This window comes from Celeribacter sp. SCSIO 80838, assembly GCF_056498065.1.
The window spans coordinates 1,871,628-1,893,986 of the sequence record NZ_JAZKMA010000001.1; the positions used below are offsets into that span (position 1 = coordinate 1,871,628).

The following is a 22,359-nucleotide window of genomic DNA, read 5'->3' on the forward strand; positions in this document are numbered from 1 at the left end:
TCAAAGCCAAGCGTCGCGCCCGGTGCCGACAGCCTCCAGAACGCTGTCGTAGCCGTCTTTCTCCAGCAACGCGTCCAGCCCGCGGGCGATGCGCGGGGCCAGCGACAGGCCGTGATAGACCATCGCGGAATAGACCTGTACCAAAGAGGCCCCCGCGCGGATTTTCGTATAGGCATCGAGCGCCGATCCGACACCGCCCACGCCGATCAAAGGCACGTCCGTGCCCAGATGGCGCGAGAGCTGCGCCAGCACGCGCGTGGACTTTTCGAACAAAGGTTTCCCGGAAAGCCCGCCTGCCTCGCTTTTATGTGCAGATTTCAAACCTTCGCGCGACAGCGTGGTGTTGGTGGCGATGACCCCGTCGAGATCCGCCTTGCGGGCCACTTCGGCGATTTCCATCAGTTCCGAATTGTCGAGATCGGGGGCGATTTTCAACAGGATCGGCACGTTGTGATCGAGCCCCTTGCGGGCATCCATCACCCCCGCCAGCAGCGCTTCGAGCGCCTCGGGGCCTTGCAGATCGCGCAGGCGTTCGGTGTTCGGGCTCGACACGTTGACGGTCGCGAAGTCGATGAAATTGCCGCATTTCGCCAGCACCTTGGCAAAATCGCCAGCGCGATCCTCGCTGTCCTTGTTGGCACCGAGGTTGAGCCCGACCGGGATGTCGGTGCGGTGATGGGAGTGGCGGCAGCGGGCGAGACGGTTGGTGATCTCCTCCATGCCGTCGTTGTTGAAGCCGAAACGGTTGATCACCGCCTGATCTTCGGTGAGGCGGAAGAGCCGCGGTTTCGGATTGCCCGGCTGCGGACGCGGCGTCACCGCACCCAGTTCGATAAAGCCGAAGCCCGCGCGGGACAGCTGCGGGATCGCCTCGGCATTCTTGTCGAAGCCTGCGGCCAGACCGATGGGGTTGGGCATCTCCATACCGGCGAATTTGATCTTGAGACGCGGCGAGGTGACCGGACCGGGCAGGGGCGCAAGCCCCGCGCGCAGGGCCGAGAGCGCGAAGTGATGCGATTTCTCCGGGTCGAGGCTGCGCAGCATGACCATGCCGAGCTGTTCGAAGAGCGACATTCAAAGGTCCTCCGGGAAGAGATGGCTGTCGACCGCGCCTTCGGGCGCCAGCGGCAGCGGTTTGACCCAGAGGACATCCTCAAGGGTCAGGGCGCGATAGAGATGCGGAAAAAGCGCGCCGCCGCGCGAGGGTTCCCATTTGAGATGGGGGGCGAGCGTGTCGCTCTCGACGGCGAGGAGATGCAGGGCGTCCTCCCCCGCGAACCATTTGGCGGCGGTCTCCCTGACCTGCGCGCCGGTGGAGAAATGAACATAGCCATCGGCGAGATCGACAGGGGCGCCGAGGGTTTCGCCGTTGGTTTGCAGAATGGCCCATTCGGGGGCGCGGAAGATTTTGTAAATCAGCATGGCTCTCAGATGCCAGCGCCGCGCGCCCCGGTCAATGAGACTTTGTGTCCGCGCCCGGATTGCACCGGGTTTGCGTAAATCGTGGGCTTACAGCCAGCGGTGGCAATGGCGATGAATGCGCGGAATGATGACGAAAACCATGGAGAGCACGATCATCGGCACCATGACGAGGTTGCGTTGCCAGATCTGCCAATCCGAGGTGAGCGGCGCGAGGCCGTAAATCAGGGCGGTGACCAGCGGGTAGACGCCGAGGAAGACGAAAAAGCTGAACCGGATACGATTCGGGCGTTTCGGGGCGGAGGGCATGGCGGTGGACATGGACATGTGTTATCTCCAAAAGGAACGGTGCGTTTCGTTTAATGTGAACGAAGCGTTTCGATATGTAAAGGAGAAGACCTGTGTCTGATCGCACAGCAGAATGTGCAGAGCCGCAAAGGCGCTCGATCGGGGCGAAACGCAACCCGGCGACGGAGGAGGCGATCCTGACGGCGGCGCAGGAGATTCTGCGCGACAAAGGCGTCAAGGGGCTGAGCATGGAGGCGGTGGCCAGGCGCGCCCGCGCGGGCAAGGCGACGCTGTACAAATGGTGGCCGTCGCGGGGGGCACTTTTGGTGGCGGTTTACGAGCGTGCGAAAGGTGAGCATGCGCATGAGGACAAGGGGGCGCTGATTGCGACGGTCGGGGCCTTTTATCGCTATGTCTTCGACTTCTGGAAAACCCCGGAAGGGCAGGTCTTCGCGCTGATCATCGCGGAGGCGCAATCGGATGCGGATGTGGCCGAGGCGCTGGAGCGCTACCGCAAGGAGCGTCTCGTGGCGCTGGCCGAGGTGGTCGAATGGTCGCGGATGCGCGGCGAGCTGATCGACGGGGCGCAGGCGGGGGCCTTGGCGGAGACGATCATGGCGGTCGCGTGGATGCGGCTGATCACCGGACGGCTCGACAGCGATCCGGAACGGCTTGCGCATGAGGTGCTGGACGGCTGGATTGTCGGAAAACGATGATCTGCCTGTCATTTCATCGTTACAATTCCGTTACGTTGCGGATGTAGCCATTTTCTGGTTTCGGGCTTTGACTCGATGGTCAAGACCGGTCAAGTTGGAAGTCATGACGTTTAACAGGGGGCAAGATATGCTCAAAAAAGTTCTCACCACCACCGCCGCAATGGCTCTGATGGCAGGTGCCGCGCATGCCGATTATACGCTGCACATCCTGCACACCAACGATCTGCACAGCCGGATCGAGCCGATCACGAAATACGACAACACCTGCCCCGAAGAAGACAACGCGGCCGGTGCGTGCTTTGGCGGCTATGCCCGTCTGGCCACGAAAGTCGCCGAGATGCGCGCGGAACTGGACGGTGAGAACGTGCTCCTGCTCGACGCAGGCGATCAGTATCAGGGCTCGCTGATGTACACGACCTACAAGGGCGATGTCGAGGCCGAGATGATGGACAAGATCGGCTATGACGTGATGGCCCTTGGCAACCACGAATTCGACGATGGCCCGGAAGGCACGCTCAAACTGATCGAGCATGCGAATTTCCCGGTGATCTCCGGCAACCTCGATGTGTCCCAGTCCAACCTGCTGAATGGCAAAGTGAAAAACTATGTCGTGCTGGAAGTGGGCGGCGAGAAAGTCGGCATCATCTCCGCGCTGGCCGTGGATACGCCGGAAACCGCCAGCCCCGGCCCGAACGTGATCTTCCAGGACGAAGCCGACAGCCTTGCCGCCGATGTGGCCGAGCTTGAGGCCGAAGGTGTGACCAAGATCATCGCGCTGACCCACGTCGGTGTGAACAAGGATCTGGAGCTTGCCGGTGAGGTCGCGGGCATCGACGCCGTGGTCGGCGGTCACTCCCACACGCTGTTCTCCAACGAGATCGAAGGCGCGATGGCTTACCCGACCATGGTCGGCGAAGTTCCGGTCGTCTCCGCCTATGCCTATTCGAAATACCTCGGTCACCTCGTGCTGACCTTCGACGACGAAGGCACGCTGATCTCCGCCACCGGCGAGCCGATCCTGCTCGACGCGTCCGTGGCCGAAGACGCCGACATCAAGGCGCGCATCACCGAGCTCGCGGGCCCGATCAACGAGCTGAAAGCCAAGGTTGTCGCGGAAGCTGCCGCCGACATCGACGGTTCGCGCGAAACCTGCCGGGCCGTTGAATGCGCCATGGGCAACCTCGTGGCCGACGCCATGCTGGAGCGCGTGAAGGATCAGGGTGTCGAGATCGCCATCCAGAACGGCGGCGGTCTGCGCGCCTCCATTCAGGGCGGTCAGGTGACCATGGGCGACGTGCTCACGGTTCTGCCGTTCCAGAACACGCTCTCCACCTTCCAGGTGACCGGCGCGACCATCGTCGAGGCGCTGGAAAACGGTGTCTCCGAGATGGCCGATGGCGCAGGCCGTTTCCCGCAGGTGGCGGGCATGTCCTACACCGTCGATCCGGCGGCTGAGGTCGGGTCCCGCATTTCCGACGTGATGGTCGGCGGCGCGCCGATCGAGATGGACAAGGTCTATGGCGCGGTGACGAACAACTACGTCCGCAACGGCGGCGACGGCTACAAAATGTTCCTGAGCGCTGAGAATGCCTATGACTTCGGTCCCGATCTCGCCGACGTTCTGGCCGAGTACATGATCGAACATGCGCCCTACACGCCCTATACGGACGGCCGCATCACCGTGAAATAAACGGTTCGCGCTAGACAAACAGAAAAGCCCTCGCAATCATGCGGGGGCTTTTTCATTTGGGCTGGCAGGGGAGGAAACGGGTATGCACGGGCGCTGTACATGCGGAGAGGTCGAATTTGAAATGACGGCCCGGCCGATGATCGTGCATTGCTGTCATTGCACATGGTGTCAGCGCGAAACCGGATCGGCCTTCGCGCTCAACGCCTATGTCGAGACGGCTGAAATCCGGCTCACCAGAGGCGCTCCCGAGATGATTGCCACCCCCTCGAACTCCGGCCATGGCCAGAGCGTGGCGCGCTGCCCATCTTGCAAGGTGGCGCTCTGGTCGCATTACGCGGGGTCGGGGGAGGCCTTCGCCTTCGTGCGGTGCGGCACGCTGGAGGAGCGGGCCGAGATCGTGCCGGATGTGCATATCTTCACCTCGACGAAACTGCCGTGGGTCGTATTGCCCGAGGGCGCGCCTGTATTCGAAGCCTTCTACAAACCGAAAGAGGTCTGGTCGGAGGCCAGCCTTGCCCGGTTCAAGGCGGCAAGAGAGGCGTAGATGGATCATCCTCTGATCGACCTGATCAACCAGAAAATCGCCGAGGCCGAGCGCGACGGCGCTTTCGACAACCTTCCGGGGGCGGGCAAACCTTTGCCGCGTGAGGTCGACCCGGAAAACGCGCTGCTGAACCGGCTGATCAAAGAGAACGGTGGCGTGCCGGAGTTTGTGTCGCTGTCGCGTGAGCTGGAAAAACTCCGCGAAGAGTTGCGTGAGACCTCCGACCGGACGCGGCGCAGCGAGATCATGAAGGAAATGTCGATGATGGACGCGAAGATCGACATCGCCCGCAAGGCGCATCGCTGAGGGAAGAACGGTGCCGCGACATGTTGTACGCGAGGCCCGCATCTGTGCCGCCAAGCCCCTCTCCTGACGCCCTTTACCTTGCATTAAGGTTAATCTGATTAACCTTAATGATGAAGAGGGGGACAGAGTGCCGATGAAGAAACCGGCCATGCAGATGCCGGAGAGGACCGCCTGGTTCCGGCCCTTGGTTTTCTGATGGCGTAAATACTCAAACCCCACCTGCACGATCTGCTCTGGCCCTCGCCGCAGGAGCCGCTAAATTGCCCCCATGTGCGGACGGTTTGCCCTTTCCATGACAAGTGACGCTTTGGCGCAGCTTTTCGAAGCCGCGCCAGCGAATGACTTGCCGCCGCTGCCGAATTACAACATCTGCCCGACAACGCAGATCCATGTGGTCTACCGCGAGAGCGATGAGGCTACGGGGCAGCGCCGCCTCGTGCCGATGCGCTGGGGCTTCATCCCGCGCTGGTACAAATCGCCCTCCGACGGGCCGCTGCTGATCAACGCCCGCGCCGAAACGCTGGCCGAGAAACCCGCCTTTCGCGAGGCCTGCCGCATGCGCCGTTGCCTCATCCCTGCCGATGGGTTTTACGAATGGTTCCGCCCCGAGGGCGGTGAAAAACTGCCGTGGTATATCCAGCCTGCGGGGCAGGGGCCGATGGTCTTCGCGGGCATCTGGCAGGACTGGGAGCAGGACGGTGAGCGTTTGTCCACCTGTGCCATGGTGACGACGGAGGCCACGGGGCGTATGGCCGAAATCCACCACCGCATTCCGGTCATCCTGCAACCGGAGCACTGGGGGAAATGGCTGGGCGAAGAGGGCCACGGGGCGGCGCGTTTGATGAAACCGGCCGACGACGAAACCTTGCGATTCCACCGCGTCGGCAAGGCGGTGAATTCCAACCGGGCCAGTGGCCCAGACCTGATCGAGGAGATCGACGCATGAGCTATGACATGGACAATCCGGCCAGTTGGGAGGCGCTGTCGCTTGCCGCGCAGCACATCGGCATGGAGATGACCCATTGGGGGCCGGATGTGGCGCGGATGGAGATCGAACTGCAAGACATCCACAAGAATCGCCACGGCATTCCCCATGGCGGCTATTACGCCATGATGCTCGATACGGCGATGGGCTATGCCGGGGCGTTCACGGGCGATCCGGAGGACAAGAAAATGACCATGACGCTCAACATGAGCGTCAATTACCTGTCGCGCCCGAAAGGCACGCGGCTGATCGCCAGCGGCAAGCGTATCGGCGGCGGGGCCAAGACGTTTTTCACCGAAGGCATTATCGTTGACGAGACCGGCGAAGTGATCGCCACTGCGCAGGGCACATTTCGTGTGCGTTCGGCTGGTTGATCCATATTCGAAATCTTGAATTTAATCGCACGATTTGCTAGTTCTGTCGCAAATCTGTCATTCCATACGGAGAAACCCCAATGTCCATCGACCGCGCTATGTTCCGCTTTGCCGGCATCATGGTTCTGATCAGCGTTTTGCTGACCCAGTTCGTCAGCCCCTATTTCGTCTGGTTCACCGTCTTCATCGGTGCCAACCTGCTGCAATCCTCCTTCACCGGCTGGTGCCCGGCGGCCAAGATCATGGCCAAACTCGGCCTTCCGGCGGGCTGTGCCTTCGAGAAGTGATCTCGGGTGCATCTATCTCTGAGCGGGGTCCTTCGGGGCCCCGTTTCGTTTTGAGTATTTTTACCATCAGAAAACCGCAGGCTCGCACAGAAACACGCGACATCAGTTCAGGGGCGTTTGAATGTGGGGGAAGATTTGGAGCGGGCGGCGGGAATCGAACCCGCGTCATTAGCTTGGAAGGCTAAGGTCTTACCATTACACAACGCCCGCTGCGTTGAGCCCCGTGTTTAGGCGATGGATTTTCGAGCGTCAAGTGGCCTTCCGCAACCGAAGCGGGCCGTTTCGAGCGTTGCGGGGCTATCACGTTTTCTCGCCTGCTCTTGACATCGGTCAAATTCCCGAGTGAAAAGCTCAGATAAAGGCGGGACGCCGCCATTCGAACAGCCAATCGGAAAGCACTGCGCTCATGATCGCCAGACCTCTCGCCCCCGGATCTCTTGTCCTGACCCTGTTCTGTACCACGCTTCTCATGCCCGTTCCGCTCCAGGCCGAGGAGCTTGCCACGCTCGAAGCGCTGGGCGAGGCGCTGTTCTTCGACGAGAACCTGTCGCAAAACCGCACGCAATCCTGTTCGACCTGTCACGACCCGGAACATGCCTTTGCCGACCCGCGCGGCATGGCCTCGCCGGGCGACGATGGCGTCTCTCTGGGGGATCGCAACGCGCCGACCGCCACCTACGCGCATTTCGCGCCGATGTTCCAAAAGCTCGACGAAGGCGTCTATATGGGCGGCCAGTTTCATGACGGGCGCGCCGCAGGGCTTGCCGATCAGGCGGGCGGGCCGCCGCTCAATCCGATTGAGATGGGCATGCCCGATGCGGCCTCTGTCGTGGCGCGGCTGGAGGAAAACCCGGCCTATGTCGTGGCCTTCAAGGGGCTCTTTGGGGATGAGATTTTCGCCGATAAGGACGAGGCCTATGCGGCGATGACCAAGGCGATTGCCGCCTTCGAGGAGACCGATCTGTTTTCGCCCTTCGACAGCAAATACGACCGGTATCTGCGCGGCGAGGCGGAGCTGACGCGCGAAGAACTGCTGGGCGAGACGCTGTTTTTCTCGCAGCAGTTCACCAATTGCAACCTCTGCCATCAACTCAAGCCGCAAGCCGGGGCGGAGGGCGAGACCTTCACCAATTACGAATATCACAACATCGGCGTGCCGGAGAATGGCGATCTGCGCGATATGAACGGCGTCGGGCGCGGGCATCCCGATCTCGGGTTGGCGCAGAACACGCTGATCGCCGACACGGCGGGTTTGGCAGGCAAGATCAAGGTGCCGACGCTGCGCAACGTCGCCGTCACCGCGCCCTATATGCACAATGGCGTGTTTCAGGACCTGCGCACGGTCGTGCTGTTCTACAACACCTACAACACGAAATCCGAGGCGCGGATGATCAACCCGGAGACCGGCGAGCGCTTTGGTCCGCCGGAGGTGCCGGAAAACATTTCGATGGAAGAGCTGACCACGGGACCGGCGTTTGAAGATCGGGAGATCGACGCGCTGGTTGCCTTCATGAAAACGCTGACGGATGCGCGCTACGAGCATTTGCTTGAGGAATGAGCCTGCCCGGGGCGCGACGGCATCGCCGTCCCCCGGGCAAGCCACTTGCTTTACTGGATACCGTTGGCCCGTTGCATTTCCCGGACATAGGCGACAATCGCTTTCAGATCGCCCTCTGTCAGCCCCTCTTGCGGCGGCATGTCGCCAAAACGCCAGTGATGCGCCTGCACCCCGCGTTGGGCGGCCATGACAAAGGCCATGTCACCGTGGTGCGAAGGTTCGTAAATCACATGGACGAGCGGCGGGCCGGAGCCCTCGACCCCTGCGCCATTTATACCGTGACAGGCGGCGCAGGTGGCATCGAAGGCGCGTTTGCCGATCTGTGCGTTGGCCGAAAGGCTGTCCGGCAAGGTCACCGCGACGAGCGGGGCACCCGCAGCGGGACGCGAGGACGAGGTGGAAGCGGCCGGTTCGGCGGACGGTTTGAACCCGAGATAGGCGCCCGTGGCCAGCACTGCGGCGGTGGCCACAGGCAGGATGATTTTCTTCATGGATGTTTCCGTATCGGTTCTGGGCGCGGCTGCGCCTTGAGGAAAGGGTCAGACGAAAGTGGAACCGGGACGGGGAGGGGGAAGGTCGAGCGCAGGCGCATAGGGCAGGACCCCTGCAATCGTCGGCAATGGAAAGCCTGCGGTATGAATGGTGCGAGAGAGGGAGGGCGGCTCAGTGCCGCTGAGCGCGCACAAAAGGCAGGCGGCATGGGCGCAGAAAAGATGACCCGCACCACCGGGGGTGTGCCTTTCAGGGCAAGGGCAGCAGTCCGTGTGGTCATGCGACATGGCTGAGGCCATCGTCTGTGTCGGGGGCATTGCCTGTTCGGCCTCCGCCGCCGGGACGGAGAGCAAGGTCATGGACCACAGAAGCAAAAGGATCAGAACCCGACGCATGATGTCCCCGATGTCGTGTGGGGCACTCTGGGCAAACGGGCCTTGCCGGTCAATCGGATTTTGCCCGGCCCTGTCTCGGGCCGGGGAAGGACTTAGCGCAGGCTTGCGGGCATGTCCTTGAGCCGCGCGCCATTGCCGAGGTCCATTGCGCCTTGCCAGATGCCTTTCGCCCGCATCAGGGGCAGGGCGCGGGGCGTGGTTTTGCTGCCGTCGATCAGCACCATCTCCCTGTCCCATTGCGCCTCGGTCAGATCGCGAAAGCAGACGTTGAGATGCACTTCGGAATGCTGGAACAGATGCCGGAGCGCCCGCGCCGGAAGCGTTGCCGCCAGATCGAGCGTCGGCAATTCCTCGGGCCGTTCCAGCACCTCGCCTTTGACCAGAGCCTCCAGTGCCAGCGCCTGATAGCGCGCCTCGTAGCTGACGCGCACCACCACATGGGCGCGGGTCAGGCCGGAGATCGCGGCAGGCTCATAGAGCGCCTCGTCGGTAAGCTCCATCAGCTTGCGCGCGAAATAGGCCGTCCCGCGACGCGCGAGCAACAACTCCTCCGTTGGAGCATTGGGGGCGTCGAATCGCGCCCCCTTGCCCAAACGTGCTTTCAAAGCCTCGCGGGCGGCAAGCTCTGTCTCGGTGAGGGACATTACTGCCCCTCGACCATCTGACGCATGAAGCCCAGACGTTCCATGATCGGCGCGTCGGAGAAGCGGAACAGGTCGAACTGCGTCTCGGCCTGCAAGGACCACGGCACCCAGCTCGGCACCACGAACATGTCGCCTTTCTCCAGCTTGTGCGTCACGCCGTTCATCACGACCGTGCCTTTGCCTTCGAACACCTGGAAGACCGTCGAGCCAACCTCGTTGCGCGTCGCGGTTTCGACACCCGCGCGCAGGCGATGGAATTCGCAGCGGATCGTCGGCATCACATCGCCGCCGGTGGTCGGGTTGACGTAGCGGATGGCGGCATGGCCCATCTCGACGGTGGCGGGCTGGCCTTCGTCTTCCAGCAAAAGCTGTTCGGTCAGGGCGCGGTCGGTGAATTCCCAACGGTAGGCGCCGATCGGCGACGACACGGTGTTCTGCAACTGCGACAGCGGGCGCAGGCCCGGATGGCACCAGAGACGCTCGCCACGGGAGAAATCCGGGGTGGCGTTGTCGGTCACACGGTCGGAGCCGAACTCGAAGAATCCGACATCCATCTGTTGCGAGAACGGAATGTCGAGGCCGTCGATCCACGCCATCGGCTCGTTCGCGATGTTATGGTGGCCATGGAAGTTCCAGCCCGGCGTCAGCAGAAGGTCACCACGGGACATGCGCACCGGATCGCCGTTGACGACGGTCCAGACACCTTCGCCTTCGACGACAAAGCGGAAGGCGTTTTGCGAGTGGCGGTGCTCCGGCGCGTTCTCGCCCGGGCAAAGATACTGGATCGCGGCCCAGAGCGTCGGCGAAACATAGGCATTGCCGCCCAGACCGGGGTTGGCAAGACCGATGGCGCGGCGTTCCCCGCCCCGGCCCACAGGCACCAATTCGCCGGATTTTTCCGCCAGCGGCAGAAGATCGGCCCAACGCCAGACATGCGGCACGGCCTTGGATTTGGGCGTCATCGGCATCAGGTCACCGAGTTGCGTCCAGAGCGGCAGAAGGTTGTTCTCTTCGAACCCTTTGTAGAGCTCGCGCAGTTCCGGGGTGTCCTCCGGCTGCATGCCATGTTCGATGGTGTCGTGGCTGCGATCTTCGGTCAGCATCGTGAAATTCCTCCGGGATAGGGGCCGCCTCAGGCGGCGTCGGGTTGGTTGGGCGGCGCGGCTTTCGTGAAGGCCGGGAGCTTGTCGAGTTCCGCGTAGATGCGCGAAATCACCGGCCAGTTTTCCAGCGGCACGCCAAAGCGTTTGTTGTTCCAGACCTGCGCATAGAGGCAGCAATCGGCCATGGTGGGCGTGTCGCCGTGGCAATAGATGCCGGTGTCTTTCGAGGCGGAAAGTTCAGCCTCCAGCGCGTCAAAAGTGATCGTGACCCAATGGGTGAACCACTCTTTTTGGGCTTCCTCGTCCGCACCGAACTGATCGCTGAGACGGAACAGAACGCGCAGGTTGTTGAGCGGGTGGATTTCCAGCGCGATCATGTAAGACAGCGCACGCACACGGGCACGGCCATCCGGGTCAGACGGCAAAAGCGCGGGCTCCGGGTGGGTCTCCTCCAGCCATTCCATGATGGCGAGAGACTGCGTCAGATAGCTGCCGTCCTCGCGCTCAAGGGTGGGGACCAGACCCTGCGGGTTCTTCGCCAGATATTCGGGCGTCCGCGTTTCCCCCGTGCGCAGCACATAGGGAATATAGTCATAGTCTAGCCCCTTGAGGTTCAACGCGGCACGGAGCCGCGTTGAGGTGGAGGACCGGAAGAAGTTGTGCAACTTCAAGGTCATCGGATCAGGCCTCTCAGGCTTCGCGTTTGCCGATCGGGGTCTCGATTTTGCCGAGACCTTCGATTTCGACCACGCAGGTGTCACCCTCTACGAGAGCACCCACGCCCGCGGGCGTGCCGGTCATGATCAGATCGCCCGGTTGAAGCGTCATCGAATGCGACAGGATGGAGATGATCTCCGGCACCGACCAGATGAGTTCGGCCAGATCGGCGTCCTGTTTCACCTCACCATTGACGGTGAGCTTGATGGAGCCCTTGTCCGGGTGGCCGACTTTTTCCACCGGGAACACCGGACCGATGACGGCAGAGCGGTCGAACGCCTTGCCCCAGTCCCACGGACGGCCCTGTTCGCGCGCCTTCAGTTGCAGGTCGCGACGGGTCAGGTCGTTGCCGACGGCATAGCCCCAGACGTGGGACAGGCTGTCTTCTTCGGAGATGTTCTTGCCACCTTTGCCGATCACCGCCACGAGTTCCGCCTCGTAATGGAAGTTTTCGGTCTCCGGCGGGTAGGCGACCACCTCGCCGGTGTCCACCACGGCATCGGCCGGTTTGGTGAAGAAGAAGGGCGGATCGCGATCCGGGTCCTTGCCCATCTCGCGGGCGTGGGCGGCGTAGTTGCGGCCGACGCAGAAGATGCGGCGCACGGGCAGGCGATCATCGGTGCCATCCACGGCCACGGTGGCCGGCTCGGCGGGGGGGAAGACATAAGCCATAGGTTTGTCCTTTGCGTTTCTTGGATTATTCAGCAGCGGTTTTCAGCGCGGCATTGACGGTGCTCTCGTCGAGACCGGTGGAGCCATAGAGCCAGGACAGCTGGTCGTACCATTCGTCCGGCGTCATGTTGGACATGACGTGATTGCGCACAGCGGCTTTGGCGTCGTCCGGGTGGTAGATGTATTCGCCGATGAGGCGCGAGTTCATCTGCACGCGGGCGGTGCGGACCTTGCGCATTTCCTGATAGATTTGCAGCGCGCGTTCGACATTGTCGCCGTAATGCTCGATGCAATGCGACAGCGCGACCGCGTCTTCCATCGCCATACAGGCACCCTGCGCGAAGTACTGGAGCATCGGGTGGGCGGCATCGCCGAGCAAAGCCACGCGGTTGTCGACCCAGTTGGAGATCGGATCGCGGTCACAGAGCACCCAGAGTTTCCAATCAGAACCATGCTCGATGACCTGACGGGCTTTCGGGTGGATGTGCTCGAAGCCAGCTGCGACCTCTTCTTTCGAGACCGGACGCCCGGCAATCGCCTCTTTGACATCGCGGTGATAGGTCACGACGAGGTTGAACACTTTCCAGCCCTTAAGCGGGTAGTGCACGATATGACATTTCGGACCGGCCCAAAGCGTCGCTGCGTTCCAGCGCAGGTCTTCGGGCATTTGCTCGGTCGGGATCACGGAGCGGTAGGTGGTGTGGCCGGAAATGCGCGGCTCGCCGTCGCCGATCATCTGGCCGCGGATCGGGGAGCGCAGACCTTCGGCGCCGATCAGGAAGGAGCCTTTGATCGGATCGCGGTCTTTCACCTTGAGCGTGACGGAGGTGCCGTCCTGCTCATAGCTCTCCACGACGTGAGAGGTGCGAATGTCGACAAGCGGGCTGTCTTCGCAATATTTCAGCAAAACGCCATGCAGATCGGCGCGGTGCACCACGGCGTAGGGGTTTTTGAACCGCTCACGGAACGGCGCGTCCAAGGGAATGGAGGTGATGTCCTCGGCGGTTTGCGCATCCATCAGGCGCAGCTTGTCGATATAGACCGCTTTCTCGCGGGCCTCGTCGCCAATGCTCAGATAGTCGAAGCAATGGAAGGCGTTCGGGCCGATCTGGATGCCGGCGCCGATCTCGCCGAGCGCCGGGGCCTGTTCGACGACGATGGAACGATGGCCCTTGCGCGCCAGACCACAGGCCGCCGCCAGACCGCCGATGCCGCCGCCTGCGATGATGATGGGAAGATCAGACATGAAAGTGTCTCCTTATGTCAGCCGCCAATGAGGCGTGGAATGGTGAGGGTGAGGGCGGGGATGAAGATGATCAGGCCCACACGGATGACCTCGGAGCCGAGGAAGGGCATGACACCGCGGAAGACGGTGGACATGGGCGTGTCCTTGGCGAGCGAGGAGATGATGAAGACGTTGAGGCCCACGGGCGGGGTGATCAGCCCGAGCTCGACGACAATGAGGGCGAGGATGCCGAACCAGATTTTCAGATCCTCGTTGGTCATCCCGAAGGCGGCCATGTCGGCGGTGACATATTCGCCGCCATTCATCGCGATCAGCGTCGGCCAGAAGAACGGCACCACCACGAGGATCATCGCGAGGCTTTCCATGAAACAGCCGAGGATCACGAAGGCCACGAGCATCAGGATCAGCACCAGCATCGGGTCCATGCCCGAGTTCGCCGCCCATTCGGACAGCGCCTGCGGCAGGCCGGAGCGGGTGAAGAAGCCCTTGAGCACTTCCGCGCCGAACAGGATCAGGTAGATCATGCCCGACGTGATCGCGGTGGCGTGGAGCGCGCGCTTCATGCCGTCCCAGTTCAGCCCCTCGCCGGTGCGCGCCCGCAGGATAAACCCGTAGACGGCGATCAGGAACACGCCGATGGAGGCGGCGGGGGTGGGGGTGAAAAGACCGAAGCCGAGGCCGAGGATGATCGCGCCGAAGATGGCGATCACCGGGACGAGGCGTTTGAGCGCGCGGTTGCGCTCTTCGCGTTCCATCGGGCGCGGTTCGGGGGCCAGAGACGGGTTCACCCGCACCAGAATGGCGATCACGCCGATGAAGGACAGCACGGCCAGAAGACCCGGCAGAACAGCGGCCTGGAACATCTTGAGGATCGAACCCTCAACGATGATCGCATAGATCACCAGCGCCACGGACGGCGGGATCAGGATGCCGAGCGTGCCGCCTGCTGCCAGTGCGCCCGCAGAGAGGCGGTCCTTGTAGCCAAGCGCCTTGAGCTCCGGCAGGGCCACTTTGCCCATGGTCGCAGCGGTTGCGAGCGAGGAGCCGCAGACCGCGCCAAATCCGCCGCAGGCCGCAATCGCCGCCATGGCCACGCCGCCTCTGAGACGCGACAGCAGGGCTTCGAGACCTTTGAACAGGTCCGACGAGAGCCGCGCCTCGGCGGCGATGTAGCCCATCAGAACGAAGAGCGGCACGACCGAGAGGTCATAGCTTGCGACGTTCTCCCACAAGAGCGTCTTGAACTGCCGGATATAGGGCACGAACCGGACATAGGGCAGAGCGAGCGACAGCACATAGGTGCCGCCGATGCCGACGATGATCATCGCGATGCCGACGGGCATGCGCAGGATCAGAAGGCCGAAAAGAATGACGAGGCCAACGACCCCGATGGTGATGGGATCAAGCATAGCGTGCGTCTCCGAACATCTGGCTGACGGACACGATGGCCCAAAGGATCATGGCGGCGATGCCGGGGATGTAGAACGGCCAGATCGGCCAGCCCAGCACACCGGCTTCGGCGGCGTCTGCGCGCACTTCGATCATGCCCTGAACCATCCACCAGGCGAGAAACAGTGCGACACCGGTGGTGAGCGTCAGCCACATGCGGTCCAAAAGCCATTTCACCGGCATCGGCGCATTTGCGACGAACAGATCGACGGCCACATGCCCGCGCGAGGCCTGGGTGAAGGGAAAGAACATCAGCGCTGCGCCGGAAATGGCGAGCTGAACGAAATCCTCATAGCCGGGAAGGCCGGAGACATTGAGGCCAAACGGGCCGACGATACGATCGAGAATGAAAGCGCCGGTGTTCGTGGTGGTGACCAGAACGATGACAAAGAGGATGGCGCCTCCAAGCATGGCAAAGAAATCTGCCAGACGCGTGACAACAGCGTACATAGCAAGCCTCCCGGGTGGGTGCGTGTTTCGGGGTGATGGGGGAGAGACGGGCGCGACCCGCCTCTCCGGTCTTGGACGACTCTGTCGGTCGTTATTCGGTATGCGCCGCGGCGATCGCGGCACGCGCGGCGTCGACGAGACCAGCGCCGTCGATGCCTTTGGCGGTGACTTCATCGACCCAACGGGTGACGACCTGTTCGCTGACGTCGTAGAATTTCGCGGCTTCCTCGTCGGAGAAGACGTTGCGGGTCACACCGGCGGCGTCGAGCGCGTCGGTCCCGGCCACTTCGAAATTCTCCCACATCGTGCCGATCTCGGCGGCGACATTCATGCCGGAATTGGCGTCGATCACCGCTTTCAGATCGTCGGGCAGGTCTTCGTAGACGTCCTTGTTCATCGCCACCATGAAGACGGCGGTGCCGAAACGGTCGCCATTCGGCAGTTCGGCGGTGTATTTGTCGAGTTCCTGAAGTTTCAGCGAGGGCACGATCTCATAGGTGGTCATCGCGCCGTCGATCACGCCCTTGGACATGGCCTCGGGCACGGCCGGAACCGGCAGGCTCACCGGCTCTGCGCCGAGCGCCTCGATCAGCCATGCACCGGTGCGCGACGGCGTGCGCAGCTTCATGCCTGCGACATCCTCGAAGGAGGTGACTTCCTTGCCGCCGGAATGGATCAGGTTGCCGTCATTGGCGTGCAGGAACAGGACGTGAATGTCTTTGAAATCCTCGGCCAGAAGATCGAGCGAGGCGTTGAGCGCGATGGTCGTGTCGGTGGCGGAGCCTTTGTGCACGGTCGGCAGTTCGAACACTTCGGTGCGCGGGAAGACGCCCGGCGTATAGCCCAGAAGCGTCCAGACGATGTCGGCGGTGCCATCGCGGACCTGACCGTAAAGCTCGCCCGGTTTGCCACCCATCGACATGGACGGGTAGATCTGGACGTCGATACGGCCGTCGCTGTCGGCTTTGACCTTCTCGGCCCAGGGTTCGAGCATCACCTTATGGGCGTTGGACACCGGCGGAAGGAAATGGTGCAGGATCAGCGTGACGTCCTGTGCGAAAGCGGACGTGGCGGTGACGGTTGCAAGCGTTGCCGCAGTAAGTGTGCCGCGCAATTTAGCCTTGAGATTCATGTGAGCTCCTCCGTTTGTCTCTGGACGCACTCCCGTTGCGCCAAGATAATTGGTATACTTACTATTGATCTGAGTCAATTCCGTAAGCATACTTATTATTGACCTGCATCACTGAGTTAAGGCATTGGGGAGGACAATGCGCCGCAGGGGCGGGAGGAGAGGAGGCACATGGCTCTCGAAATTCACAACATGGCGGGTCATCTGATTCGCCGCCTGAACCAGATTTCCATGTCGGTTTTCACCGAGCGGATGAAGGCACATGGCCAGACCATGACCTCGGTGCAATTCGCCGCTCTGAACGCGATCCGCGCCCATCCCGGGATTGAGCAGGCGCGACTGGCGGAATTGATCGCCTACGATCGCGCCACCATCGGCGGTGTGCTCGACCGGCTTGAGAGCAAGGGGCTGATTCTGCGCTCGGTCTGTGAAAAAGATCGCCGTGCGCGGCTCGTGTCCCTGACCGAAACGGGGCAGGCGCTGCTCGACGATCTGATTCCCGTGGTGCGGCAGTTTCAGGACGAAATCCTCTCCGGTCTCACGCCTGAAGAACGCGGGGACTTCCTGCGCCTCGCCGCGAAAGCCGCAGAGGGCGGCAATCACCTGTCGCGTGCGCCGCTGATTCTCGACAAGAAATCCTGAGCCACGCCGCCGCAGCGCAGCGCCCCGGAGTGTCTGGCCCGTGCCTTTTGGCGCGGGCTTTTTGTTTTCCGGGGAATTCCTGCGTGCCCAATGGTCTGACATGCATGCTGCATCTGCGAGATAGGTCATCCATTTAATTGTTCATTGACAGAACAATTATCCTTCTGCATGGTTCTCTCAAACGGGAGGAACATTCATGAAGATCGAAGGGCTTGTCGCAGCCGTCACCGGCGCGGGCAGCGGCCTCGGTTTCGCGACGGCGAAACGTCTGGCGGAGCAGGGGGCAAAAGTTGCCGTTCTCGACCTGTCGGGCGCATCCGCAGCGCGCGCCGCAGGTGAAATCGGTGGCCAGGGCTATGCCGTAGACGTCAGCGATCCGGCGGCGGTCGAGGCCACATTCGCACAGATCGAACAGGACATGGGCACGCCCCGCATCGTGGTGTCCTGTGCCGGGATCGGCACGGCGGCGCGCATCCTGCCGCGCGACGGCTCGCTCACCATCGACACATTCGCCAAGGCGCTGAACGTCAATCTTCTCGGCACTTACGCGGTGATGAACATCGCAGCAAAGGCCATGGCCAAGGCCGATCCGGTGGACGCGGACGGCGCGCGCGGCGTGATCGTCAACACCTCGTCGGTGGCCTTCGAAGACGGCCAGATCGGGCAGGCGGCCTATTCCGCCTCGAAAGGCGGCGTGGCCTCGATGACCTTGCCCGCCGCGCGCGAGTTGGCGCGGTTTGGCATTCGCGTCATGGCGATTGCGCCGGGCCTGTTCGAAACCGCGATGAGCGCGGGTCTGCCGGACGACATCCGCGCCGAGATTCTCCAGAACGTGCCCTATCCCTCGCGGATGGGCGACCCGGACGAATATGCCCGCCTCGTGCAGGCCATCGTGGAAAACCCGATGCTCAACGGGACCATCATTCGCCTCGACGCCGCTGCGCGTATGCCGATCAAATAAGAGACCAAGACAATGACCAGCGAGATCCTCAAAGTCGAGATCGAAGGGCCGATTGCCACCCTGACCATGAACCGCCCCGGCAAGCGCAACGCCATGTGCGATGAGTTGCTCGACGCCATCGACGGCTTTTTCTCCGCGCCCCCGGAAGGCGTGCGCGTGGTGATCCTGACCGGCACCGAAGGGCATTATTGCTCCGGCCTCGACCTGTCCGAACATGTCGCCCGCAATGCCGAGGGCACCATGCGCCATTCGCGCAACTGGCATTCCGTGATGGAGAAAATCCAGTTCGGTGGCCTGCCGGTGATCTCCGCCATGTTCGGCGCCGTCATCGGTGGCGGGCTTGAAATGGCCGCTGCGACCCATGTGCGGATCGCCGAGCCTTCGACGATTTTCCAACTGCCCGAAGGCATGCGCGGCATCTTTGTCGGAGGCGGCGCGACCGTCCGCGTCGGGCGCATCCTTGGGGCGGACCGGATGTGCGAGATGATGCTCACCGGGCGCAAATACAATTCTGACGAAGGTCTGGCGCTTGGCCTGACCCACTATGCGGTGGGTGAGGGCGAGGCACTGGCGCTGGCGCAAAAGCTTGCCGCCAAGATCGCCAAGAACGCCACCCTGTCGAATTACATGATGATTCAGGCGATCAGCCGGATCGAAGATATGGCCAAGGCCGACGGTCTGTTCATGGAAAGCATGTGCGCCGCCGTGTCGCAAACCAGTGCCGATGCCGAAGAGGGGCTCAAGGCCTTCTTGGAAAAACGCGTCCCGGTCTTCCGTTAACCGGCTTTCCGGTAACGCATGTGCGTGGCGGTGAGGAGGCCGCCCGCACCAACAAAACAAGACCCGTAACACGGGCGCATGTCATGATTTGGGAGGATTACACATGACGACGATGACACGCCGCACGGCACTGGCCACTATGGGCGCGGCTCTCGCGACCCCGGCATTCCTGAAACAAGCCCACGCCGCCGAGGTGACGCTGCGCGTCGCCCACTTCCTGCCGGGCGTTGCGCCCATGCAGACCCGGTTCTTCGATGTCTGGGCCAAGGAAATCTCCGACGCCTCGAATGGTGCGATCGAATTTCAGATGTTCCCCTCGATGCAGCTTGGCGGCAAACCGCCCCAGCTCGCCGATCAAGCGCGCCAAGGCATTGCCGACATCTCCTGGACCCTGCCGGTCTATACGCCCGATCGCTTCCCGGTGGCGGAAACCTTCGCGCTGCCGTTCATGGTGACGAATGCCGAAAAGACCTCCGTCGCGATGGATCAGCTCATGCAGGAGTTCGGCCAGAATGAATACAAGGGTCTGAAACCCTTGGCCTTCCACACCCATGACGGCGGCAAATTCCACACCCGTGGGCAGAAGATCAACACGGTCGAGGACCTCAAGGGCCTCAAACTCCGCGCGCCCAATCAGGCGACCGGCGAGATGCTGACGCTGATGGGCGCGGAAACCGTGTTCTTTCCGGTGACCGAGATGGTTGTGGGGCTTTCGAACGGTGTGATCGACGGCTGCTGCCTGCCCTATGAGGTGGTGCCTGCGTTCAAGTTGCAGGAACTGACGTCTGTGACCAACGAACCCGAAGCGGGCGGGCGCGGCGTCTATTGCAACACCTTCTCCCTCGTCATGAACGAGCGCAAATATGAGGGCCTGTCCGACGATCTGCGCAAGGTGATCGACGATCATTCCGGGCCCGATCTGTCCCGTCGTCTCGGCGCGCAATTCGACGAGTTCGAGGCTTTCGGTCGTTCGGTTGTCGAGAAACAGGGCAACGAGATCCACACCATCCCGGCGGCGGAAATCGAGAAATGGCGCGAGATGGCCCAGCCGATCTACGACACCTGGATCGAAAAGCTGAACAAGGCCGGTCACGACGGTGCGGCCATCGTGGCGCGCGCCAACGAACTTCTCGACGCGCAGGGCTGAGCCATGGCCGAGCGGCTTCATAACGACGACGAGCAGGGGGAGCACACCCCCCTGTTTCTTCTCCTCCGCGCGGTCTGCCTGACCTCTGCGGGGATCGGGGGTGCGGTGATTTTCGCCGCCTCCCTGACCGTCACCCTCTCGGTCGTGATGCGCAACCTCGGGTTTGGCGGCATTCGCGGCGATTTCGAGCTGGTGGAACTGGCCTGCGCCGCCTGTGCCTCGCTGTTCCTGCCGCTCTGCCAATTCAACAAGGGCCATGTCATGGTCGATCTCTTCACCCTCTGGCTGAAACCCATCACCCAACGCCGCTTCGATGGCGTCTGGACCCTGATCTTTGCCGCCTGCTGGGCATTCGTCACATGGCGTCTCACCCTCGGTATGGCGGAGATGCATGACTATGGCGACCGCACGATGCTTTTGCGCGCGCCCGTCTGGATGGTCTACCTGCCCGCGATCTTCGGCATGGGCCTCTCCGCCGTGGTCGCACTCCTGCAATCCCTGCCGATGATGAGCGGCGCGTTTCGCGCGCTGGAGGTGCGCTGATGGAGCCTTTGACGATTGCCATTATCATGGTCGTGGCCCTTCTGGCGCTGATCTTCGCGCGGATGCCGATTGCGCTGGGCATGGGGCTTGTGGGGGCGGTGGGTTATGTCACGCTGGCCTCGCCCTGGGCTTTGATGGCCTATTTCAATACGGCCTGGGTCGACAAATTCATGTCCTATGAACTGGCCATCGTGCCTTTGTTCATCCTCATGGGCCATCTCGCCACCCGCTCCGGCATTTCGGCTGCGATCTTTGCCGCGTCGAACGCCTGGATCGGCCATTTGCGCGGCGGTCTCGCCATGGCTTCCGTGGCGGGCTGTGCGATGTTCGGGTCCATTTCCGGCTCGTCTCTGGCGACCGCTTCCACCATGGCCCGCGTGGCGCTGCCGGAGATGCGCAAGCATGGCTATTCCGGTGCGCTGGCCTCCGGTTCTCTCGCGGCGGGCGGCACGCTCGGCATCCTGATCCCGCCCTCCGTGGTGCTGATCATCTACGCGCTTCTGACCGAGCAGAATATCGTCAAGCTGTTCCTTGCCGCGACCATTCCCGGCATTCTGGCGGTCATCGGCTTCTGCATCGCCATCGCGGTCTATGTCCGGCTCTTCCCGAACGAAGGTCCGACCCACGAACCCGCGAGCTTTGCCCAACGGATCAAGGCACTCAAAGACATCTGGCATGTCGTCGCGATCTTCATCGTCGTGCTGGGTGGCATCTACGGCGGGTTCTTCACCCCCGCAGAGGGCGCCTCCGTCGGTGTGGTTCTGATGCTTGTGACCGGGCTTTTGACCAAGGGGCTCAACGCCCGCGCCATCCTCGATTGCCTGATCGACACGGCCGGATCGACCGCGATGATCTTTGCCATCGTCTTCGGTGCGGACATTTTCAACGTCGCTTTGGCCCTGTCGCAAATGCCCGCCGATGTCGCCGCCTATTTCGGGCAGGCGGATGTGGCCCCGATCGTGATCCTGATGGGCATCATCCTGTTCTATCTGATCATGGGCTGCGTCATGGACAGCCTCTCGATGATCCTTTTGACCGTCCCGGTGTTCTTCCCAACGATCATGGCGCTCGATTTCGGCCTGATGCCGGAACAACAGGCCATGTGGTTCGGCATCATCTCTCTGGTGGTGGTCGAGGTCGGGCTGATCACGCCGCCCGTGGGCATGAACCTCTTCGTCATCTCCTCGATGGCAAAAGACATCCCGACGGCGCAAATCTTTCGCGGCACCACGCCCTTCATCGTGGCGGAGGCCTTCCGGATCGTCATTCTGGTGAGCTTCCCGGCGCTGAGCTATTGGCTGGTGGATCTGGTGGCGAACTGAGGACAGACACATGAGCAAAATCGACAAGGACACGGCCATCACGGATCAGAACCTGCGCCAATTCGTCGGCTACACGATGAAGCGCGCCTTTCTGACCGTGCGCGAAGATCTGGCCACCGTGCTGGAGCCTCTGGGCCTGCGGATGACCTCGTTTTCCGCCTTGGCGATCATTCATGAGAACCCCGACATCTCCCAGAGCCGCCTCGCCGAGGCGCTTTATATCGAACGCTCCGGCGTGGTGGTTCTGGTGGACGAACTGGAAAGCGCCGATCTGATCGAGCGCGGTCGCGTCGAAGGCGACCGGCGGCAATATGCGCTGCGCACCACGGAGACGGGCGAGGCGAAATGGCAAGAGGCGGAGCGCGCCGTGCACGCCCATGAGGACGCATTGTTTCGGGACCTGACAGAGGCGGAGCGCAAGACCCTGCGCGCACTTCTGCGGCGGGTCCGGCGAAGATAACGGCCGCCCGCGCGGAGGAGCGCGGCAGGCCACAGGACAA

Annotated in this window: 27 protein-coding genes and 1 tRNA gene; 15 read left to right on the plus strand and 13 right to left on the minus strand. The window is 62.2% G+C overall.

Going from position 1 to position 22,359, the window contains the following annotated elements:
• The 3 genes from V1475_RS09385 to V1475_RS09395 form a co-directional block, all read right to left on the minus strand.
• On the minus strand, window positions 1-1,074 hold the full coding sequence (locus tag V1475_RS09385) for a quinone-dependent dihydroorotate dehydrogenase (protein WP_479412538.1): 1,074 nt from the start codon (window positions 1,072-1,074) through the stop codon (window positions 1-3).
• A complete protein-coding gene (locus tag V1475_RS09390) occupies window positions 1,075-1,422 on the minus strand; it encodes a DUF952 domain-containing protein (protein ID WP_479412539.1) in 348 nt (115 codons plus the stop codon).
• 87 nt (window positions 1,423-1,509) lie between these two features.
• The gene (locus tag V1475_RS09395) at window positions 1,510-1,746 is read right to left on the minus strand and encodes a putative antibiotic biosynthesis monooxygenase (RefSeq protein WP_479412540.1); all 237 of its coding nucleotides are present in this window, start codon (window positions 1,744-1,746) and stop codon (window positions 1,510-1,512) included.
• Between the two features lie 74 nt (window positions 1,747-1,820).
• Here V1475_RS09395 and V1475_RS09400 point away from each other — a divergent pair, with 74 nt between their 5' ends.
• The 7 genes from V1475_RS09400 to V1475_RS09430 all read left to right on the plus strand — a co-directional run bounded on the left by V1475_RS09400 (window position 1,821) and on the right by V1475_RS09430 (window position 6,609).
• Complete coding sequence (locus V1475_RS09400) at window positions 1,821-2,423, plus strand: TetR/AcrR family transcriptional regulator (protein ID WP_434288383.1); 603 nt, start codon at window positions 1,821-1,823, stop codon at window positions 2,421-2,423.
• A gap of 127 nt (window positions 2,424-2,550) precedes the next feature.
• A complete protein-coding gene (locus V1475_RS09405) occupies window positions 2,551-4,113 on the plus strand; it encodes a bifunctional metallophosphatase/5'-nucleotidase (protein WP_479412541.1) in 1,563 nt (520 codons plus the stop codon).
• Between the two features lie 82 nt (window positions 4,114-4,195).
• On the plus strand, window positions 4,196-4,657 hold the full coding sequence (locus V1475_RS09410) for a GFA family protein (RefSeq protein ID WP_479412542.1): 462 nt from the start codon (window positions 4,196-4,198) through the stop codon (window positions 4,655-4,657).
• Window positions 4,658-4,963: a DnaJ family domain-containing protein gene (locus tag V1475_RS09415; RefSeq protein ID WP_479412543.1), complete on the plus strand. Its 306-nt coding sequence runs from the start codon at window positions 4,658-4,660 to the stop codon at window positions 4,961-4,963.
• A 268-nt stretch (window positions 4,964-5,231) separates the two neighbouring features.
• Window positions 5,232-5,909 carry an SOS response-associated peptidase gene (locus tag V1475_RS09420; protein ID WP_479412544.1) on the plus strand — a complete coding sequence of 226 codons (678 nt, stop codon included), beginning with the start codon at window positions 5,232-5,234 and terminating at the stop codon, window positions 5,907-5,909.
• A complete protein-coding gene (locus V1475_RS09425) occupies window positions 5,906-6,322 on the plus strand; it encodes a PaaI family thioesterase (RefSeq protein ID WP_434288379.1) in 417 nt (138 codons plus the stop codon). Before V1475_RS09420 ends, V1475_RS09425 begins: the two co-directional genes overlap by 4 nt.
• A gap of 80 nt (window positions 6,323-6,402) precedes the next feature.
• On the plus strand, window positions 6,403-6,609 hold the full coding sequence (locus V1475_RS09430; RefSeq protein ID WP_434288377.1) for a YgaP family membrane protein: 207 nt from the start codon (window positions 6,403-6,405) through the stop codon (window positions 6,607-6,609).
• Between the two features lie 136 nt (window positions 6,610-6,745).
• Here V1475_RS09430 and V1475_RS09435 read toward each other — a convergent pair.
• Window positions 6,746-6,819 (minus strand) — tRNA-Gly (locus V1475_RS09435).
• 259 nt (window positions 6,820-7,078) lie between these two features.
• On the opposite strand from V1475_RS09435, the gene V1475_RS09440 reads away from it, so the two are divergent.
• Window positions 7,079-8,167, plus strand: a complete 1,089-nt coding sequence (locus tag V1475_RS09440) for a cytochrome-c peroxidase (RefSeq protein ID WP_479413964.1) — start codon at window positions 7,079-7,081, stop codon at window positions 8,165-8,167.
• A 50-nt stretch (window positions 8,168-8,217) separates the two neighbouring features.
• On the opposite strand, the gene V1475_RS09445 is transcribed toward V1475_RS09440, so the two are convergent.
• From V1475_RS09445 to V1475_RS09485, 9 genes are all read right to left on the minus strand, one after another.
• Window positions 8,218-8,658 (minus strand): c-type cytochrome, encoded by a 441-nt coding sequence (locus V1475_RS09445; protein ID WP_479412545.1) that lies wholly within the window; start codon window positions 8,656-8,658, stop codon window positions 8,218-8,220.
• A 488-nt stretch (window positions 8,659-9,146) separates the two neighbouring features.
• Window positions 9,147-9,698: a maleylpyruvate isomerase N-terminal domain-containing protein gene (locus V1475_RS09450; RefSeq protein ID WP_479412546.1), complete on the minus strand. Its 552-nt coding sequence runs from the start codon at window positions 9,696-9,698 to the stop codon at window positions 9,147-9,149.
• On the minus strand, window positions 9,698-10,801 hold the full coding sequence (locus V1475_RS09455; protein ID WP_479412547.1) for a cupin domain-containing protein: 1,104 nt from the start codon (window positions 10,799-10,801) through the stop codon (window positions 9,698-9,700). Before V1475_RS09455 ends, V1475_RS09450 begins: the two co-directional genes overlap by 1 nt.
• A 29-nt stretch (window positions 10,802-10,830) precedes the next feature.
• A complete protein-coding gene (gene maiA, locus V1475_RS09460) occupies window positions 10,831-11,478 on the minus strand; it encodes a maleylacetoacetate isomerase (RefSeq protein WP_479412548.1) in 648 nt (215 codons plus the stop codon).
• Window positions 11,479-11,491: 13 nt separating this feature from the next.
• Window positions 11,492-12,190, minus strand: coding sequence for a fumarylacetoacetate hydrolase family protein (locus V1475_RS09465; RefSeq protein WP_479412549.1), 699 nt, complete (start codon window positions 12,188-12,190; stop codon window positions 11,492-11,494).
• A gap of 25 nt (window positions 12,191-12,215) precedes the next feature.
• Window positions 12,216-13,436, minus strand: coding sequence for a 3-hydroxybenzoate 6-monooxygenase (locus tag V1475_RS09470; RefSeq protein WP_479412550.1), 1,221 nt, complete (start codon window positions 13,434-13,436; stop codon window positions 12,216-12,218).
• Window positions 13,437-13,453: 17 nt separating this feature from the next.
• Window positions 13,454-14,845, minus strand: coding sequence for a TRAP transporter large permease (locus V1475_RS09475; protein WP_434288368.1), 1,392 nt, complete (start codon window positions 14,843-14,845; stop codon window positions 13,454-13,456).
• Complete coding sequence (locus tag V1475_RS09480) at window positions 14,838-15,335, minus strand: TRAP transporter small permease (protein ID WP_479412551.1); 498 nt, start codon at window positions 15,333-15,335, stop codon at window positions 14,838-14,840. Before V1475_RS09480 ends, V1475_RS09475 begins: the two co-directional genes overlap by 8 nt.
• A gap of 91 nt (window positions 15,336-15,426) precedes the next feature.
• Window positions 15,427-16,467, minus strand: a complete 1,041-nt coding sequence (locus V1475_RS09485; protein ID WP_479412552.1) for a TRAP transporter substrate-binding protein — start codon at window positions 16,465-16,467, stop codon at window positions 15,427-15,429.
• A 168-nt stretch (window positions 16,468-16,635) separates the two neighbouring features.
• Here V1475_RS09485 and V1475_RS09490 point away from each other — a divergent pair, with 168 nt between their 5' ends.
• From V1475_RS09490 to V1475_RS09520, 7 genes are all read left to right on the plus strand, one after another.
• A complete protein-coding gene (locus V1475_RS09490; protein WP_434288363.1) occupies window positions 16,636-17,106 on the plus strand; it encodes a MarR family winged helix-turn-helix transcriptional regulator in 471 nt (156 codons plus the stop codon).
• A 196-nt stretch (window positions 17,107-17,302) separates the two neighbouring features.
• Entirely contained in the window at window positions 17,303-18,067 is a 765-nt protein-coding gene (locus tag V1475_RS09495) for an SDR family NAD(P)-dependent oxidoreductase (protein WP_479412553.1), read from the plus strand.
• Window positions 18,068-18,079: 12 nt separating this feature from the next.
• Window positions 18,080-18,847 carry a crotonase/enoyl-CoA hydratase family protein gene (locus tag V1475_RS09500; protein WP_479412554.1) on the plus strand — a complete coding sequence of 256 codons (768 nt, stop codon included), beginning with the start codon at window positions 18,080-18,082 and terminating at the stop codon, window positions 18,845-18,847.
• A gap of 103 nt (window positions 18,848-18,950) precedes the next feature.
• Window positions 18,951-19,994, plus strand: coding sequence for a TRAP transporter substrate-binding protein (locus V1475_RS09505; protein WP_479412555.1), 1,044 nt, complete (start codon window positions 18,951-18,953; stop codon window positions 19,992-19,994).
• Window positions 19,995-19,997: 3 nt separating this feature from the next.
• Window positions 19,998-20,537: a TRAP transporter small permease gene (locus V1475_RS09510; protein WP_434288359.1), complete on the plus strand. Its 540-nt coding sequence runs from the start codon at window positions 19,998-20,000 to the stop codon at window positions 20,535-20,537.
• Window positions 20,537-21,859, plus strand: coding sequence for a TRAP transporter large permease (locus tag V1475_RS09515; protein ID WP_479412556.1), 1,323 nt, complete (start codon window positions 20,537-20,539; stop codon window positions 21,857-21,859). The genes V1475_RS09510 and V1475_RS09515 overlap by 1 nt, the downstream gene beginning before the upstream one ends.
• A gap of 10 nt (window positions 21,860-21,869) precedes the next feature.
• Window positions 21,870-22,319: a MarR family winged helix-turn-helix transcriptional regulator gene (locus tag V1475_RS09520; protein WP_479412557.1), complete on the plus strand. Its 450-nt coding sequence runs from the start codon at window positions 21,870-21,872 to the stop codon at window positions 22,317-22,319.
• Window positions 22,320-22,359 lie beyond the last annotated feature (40 nt).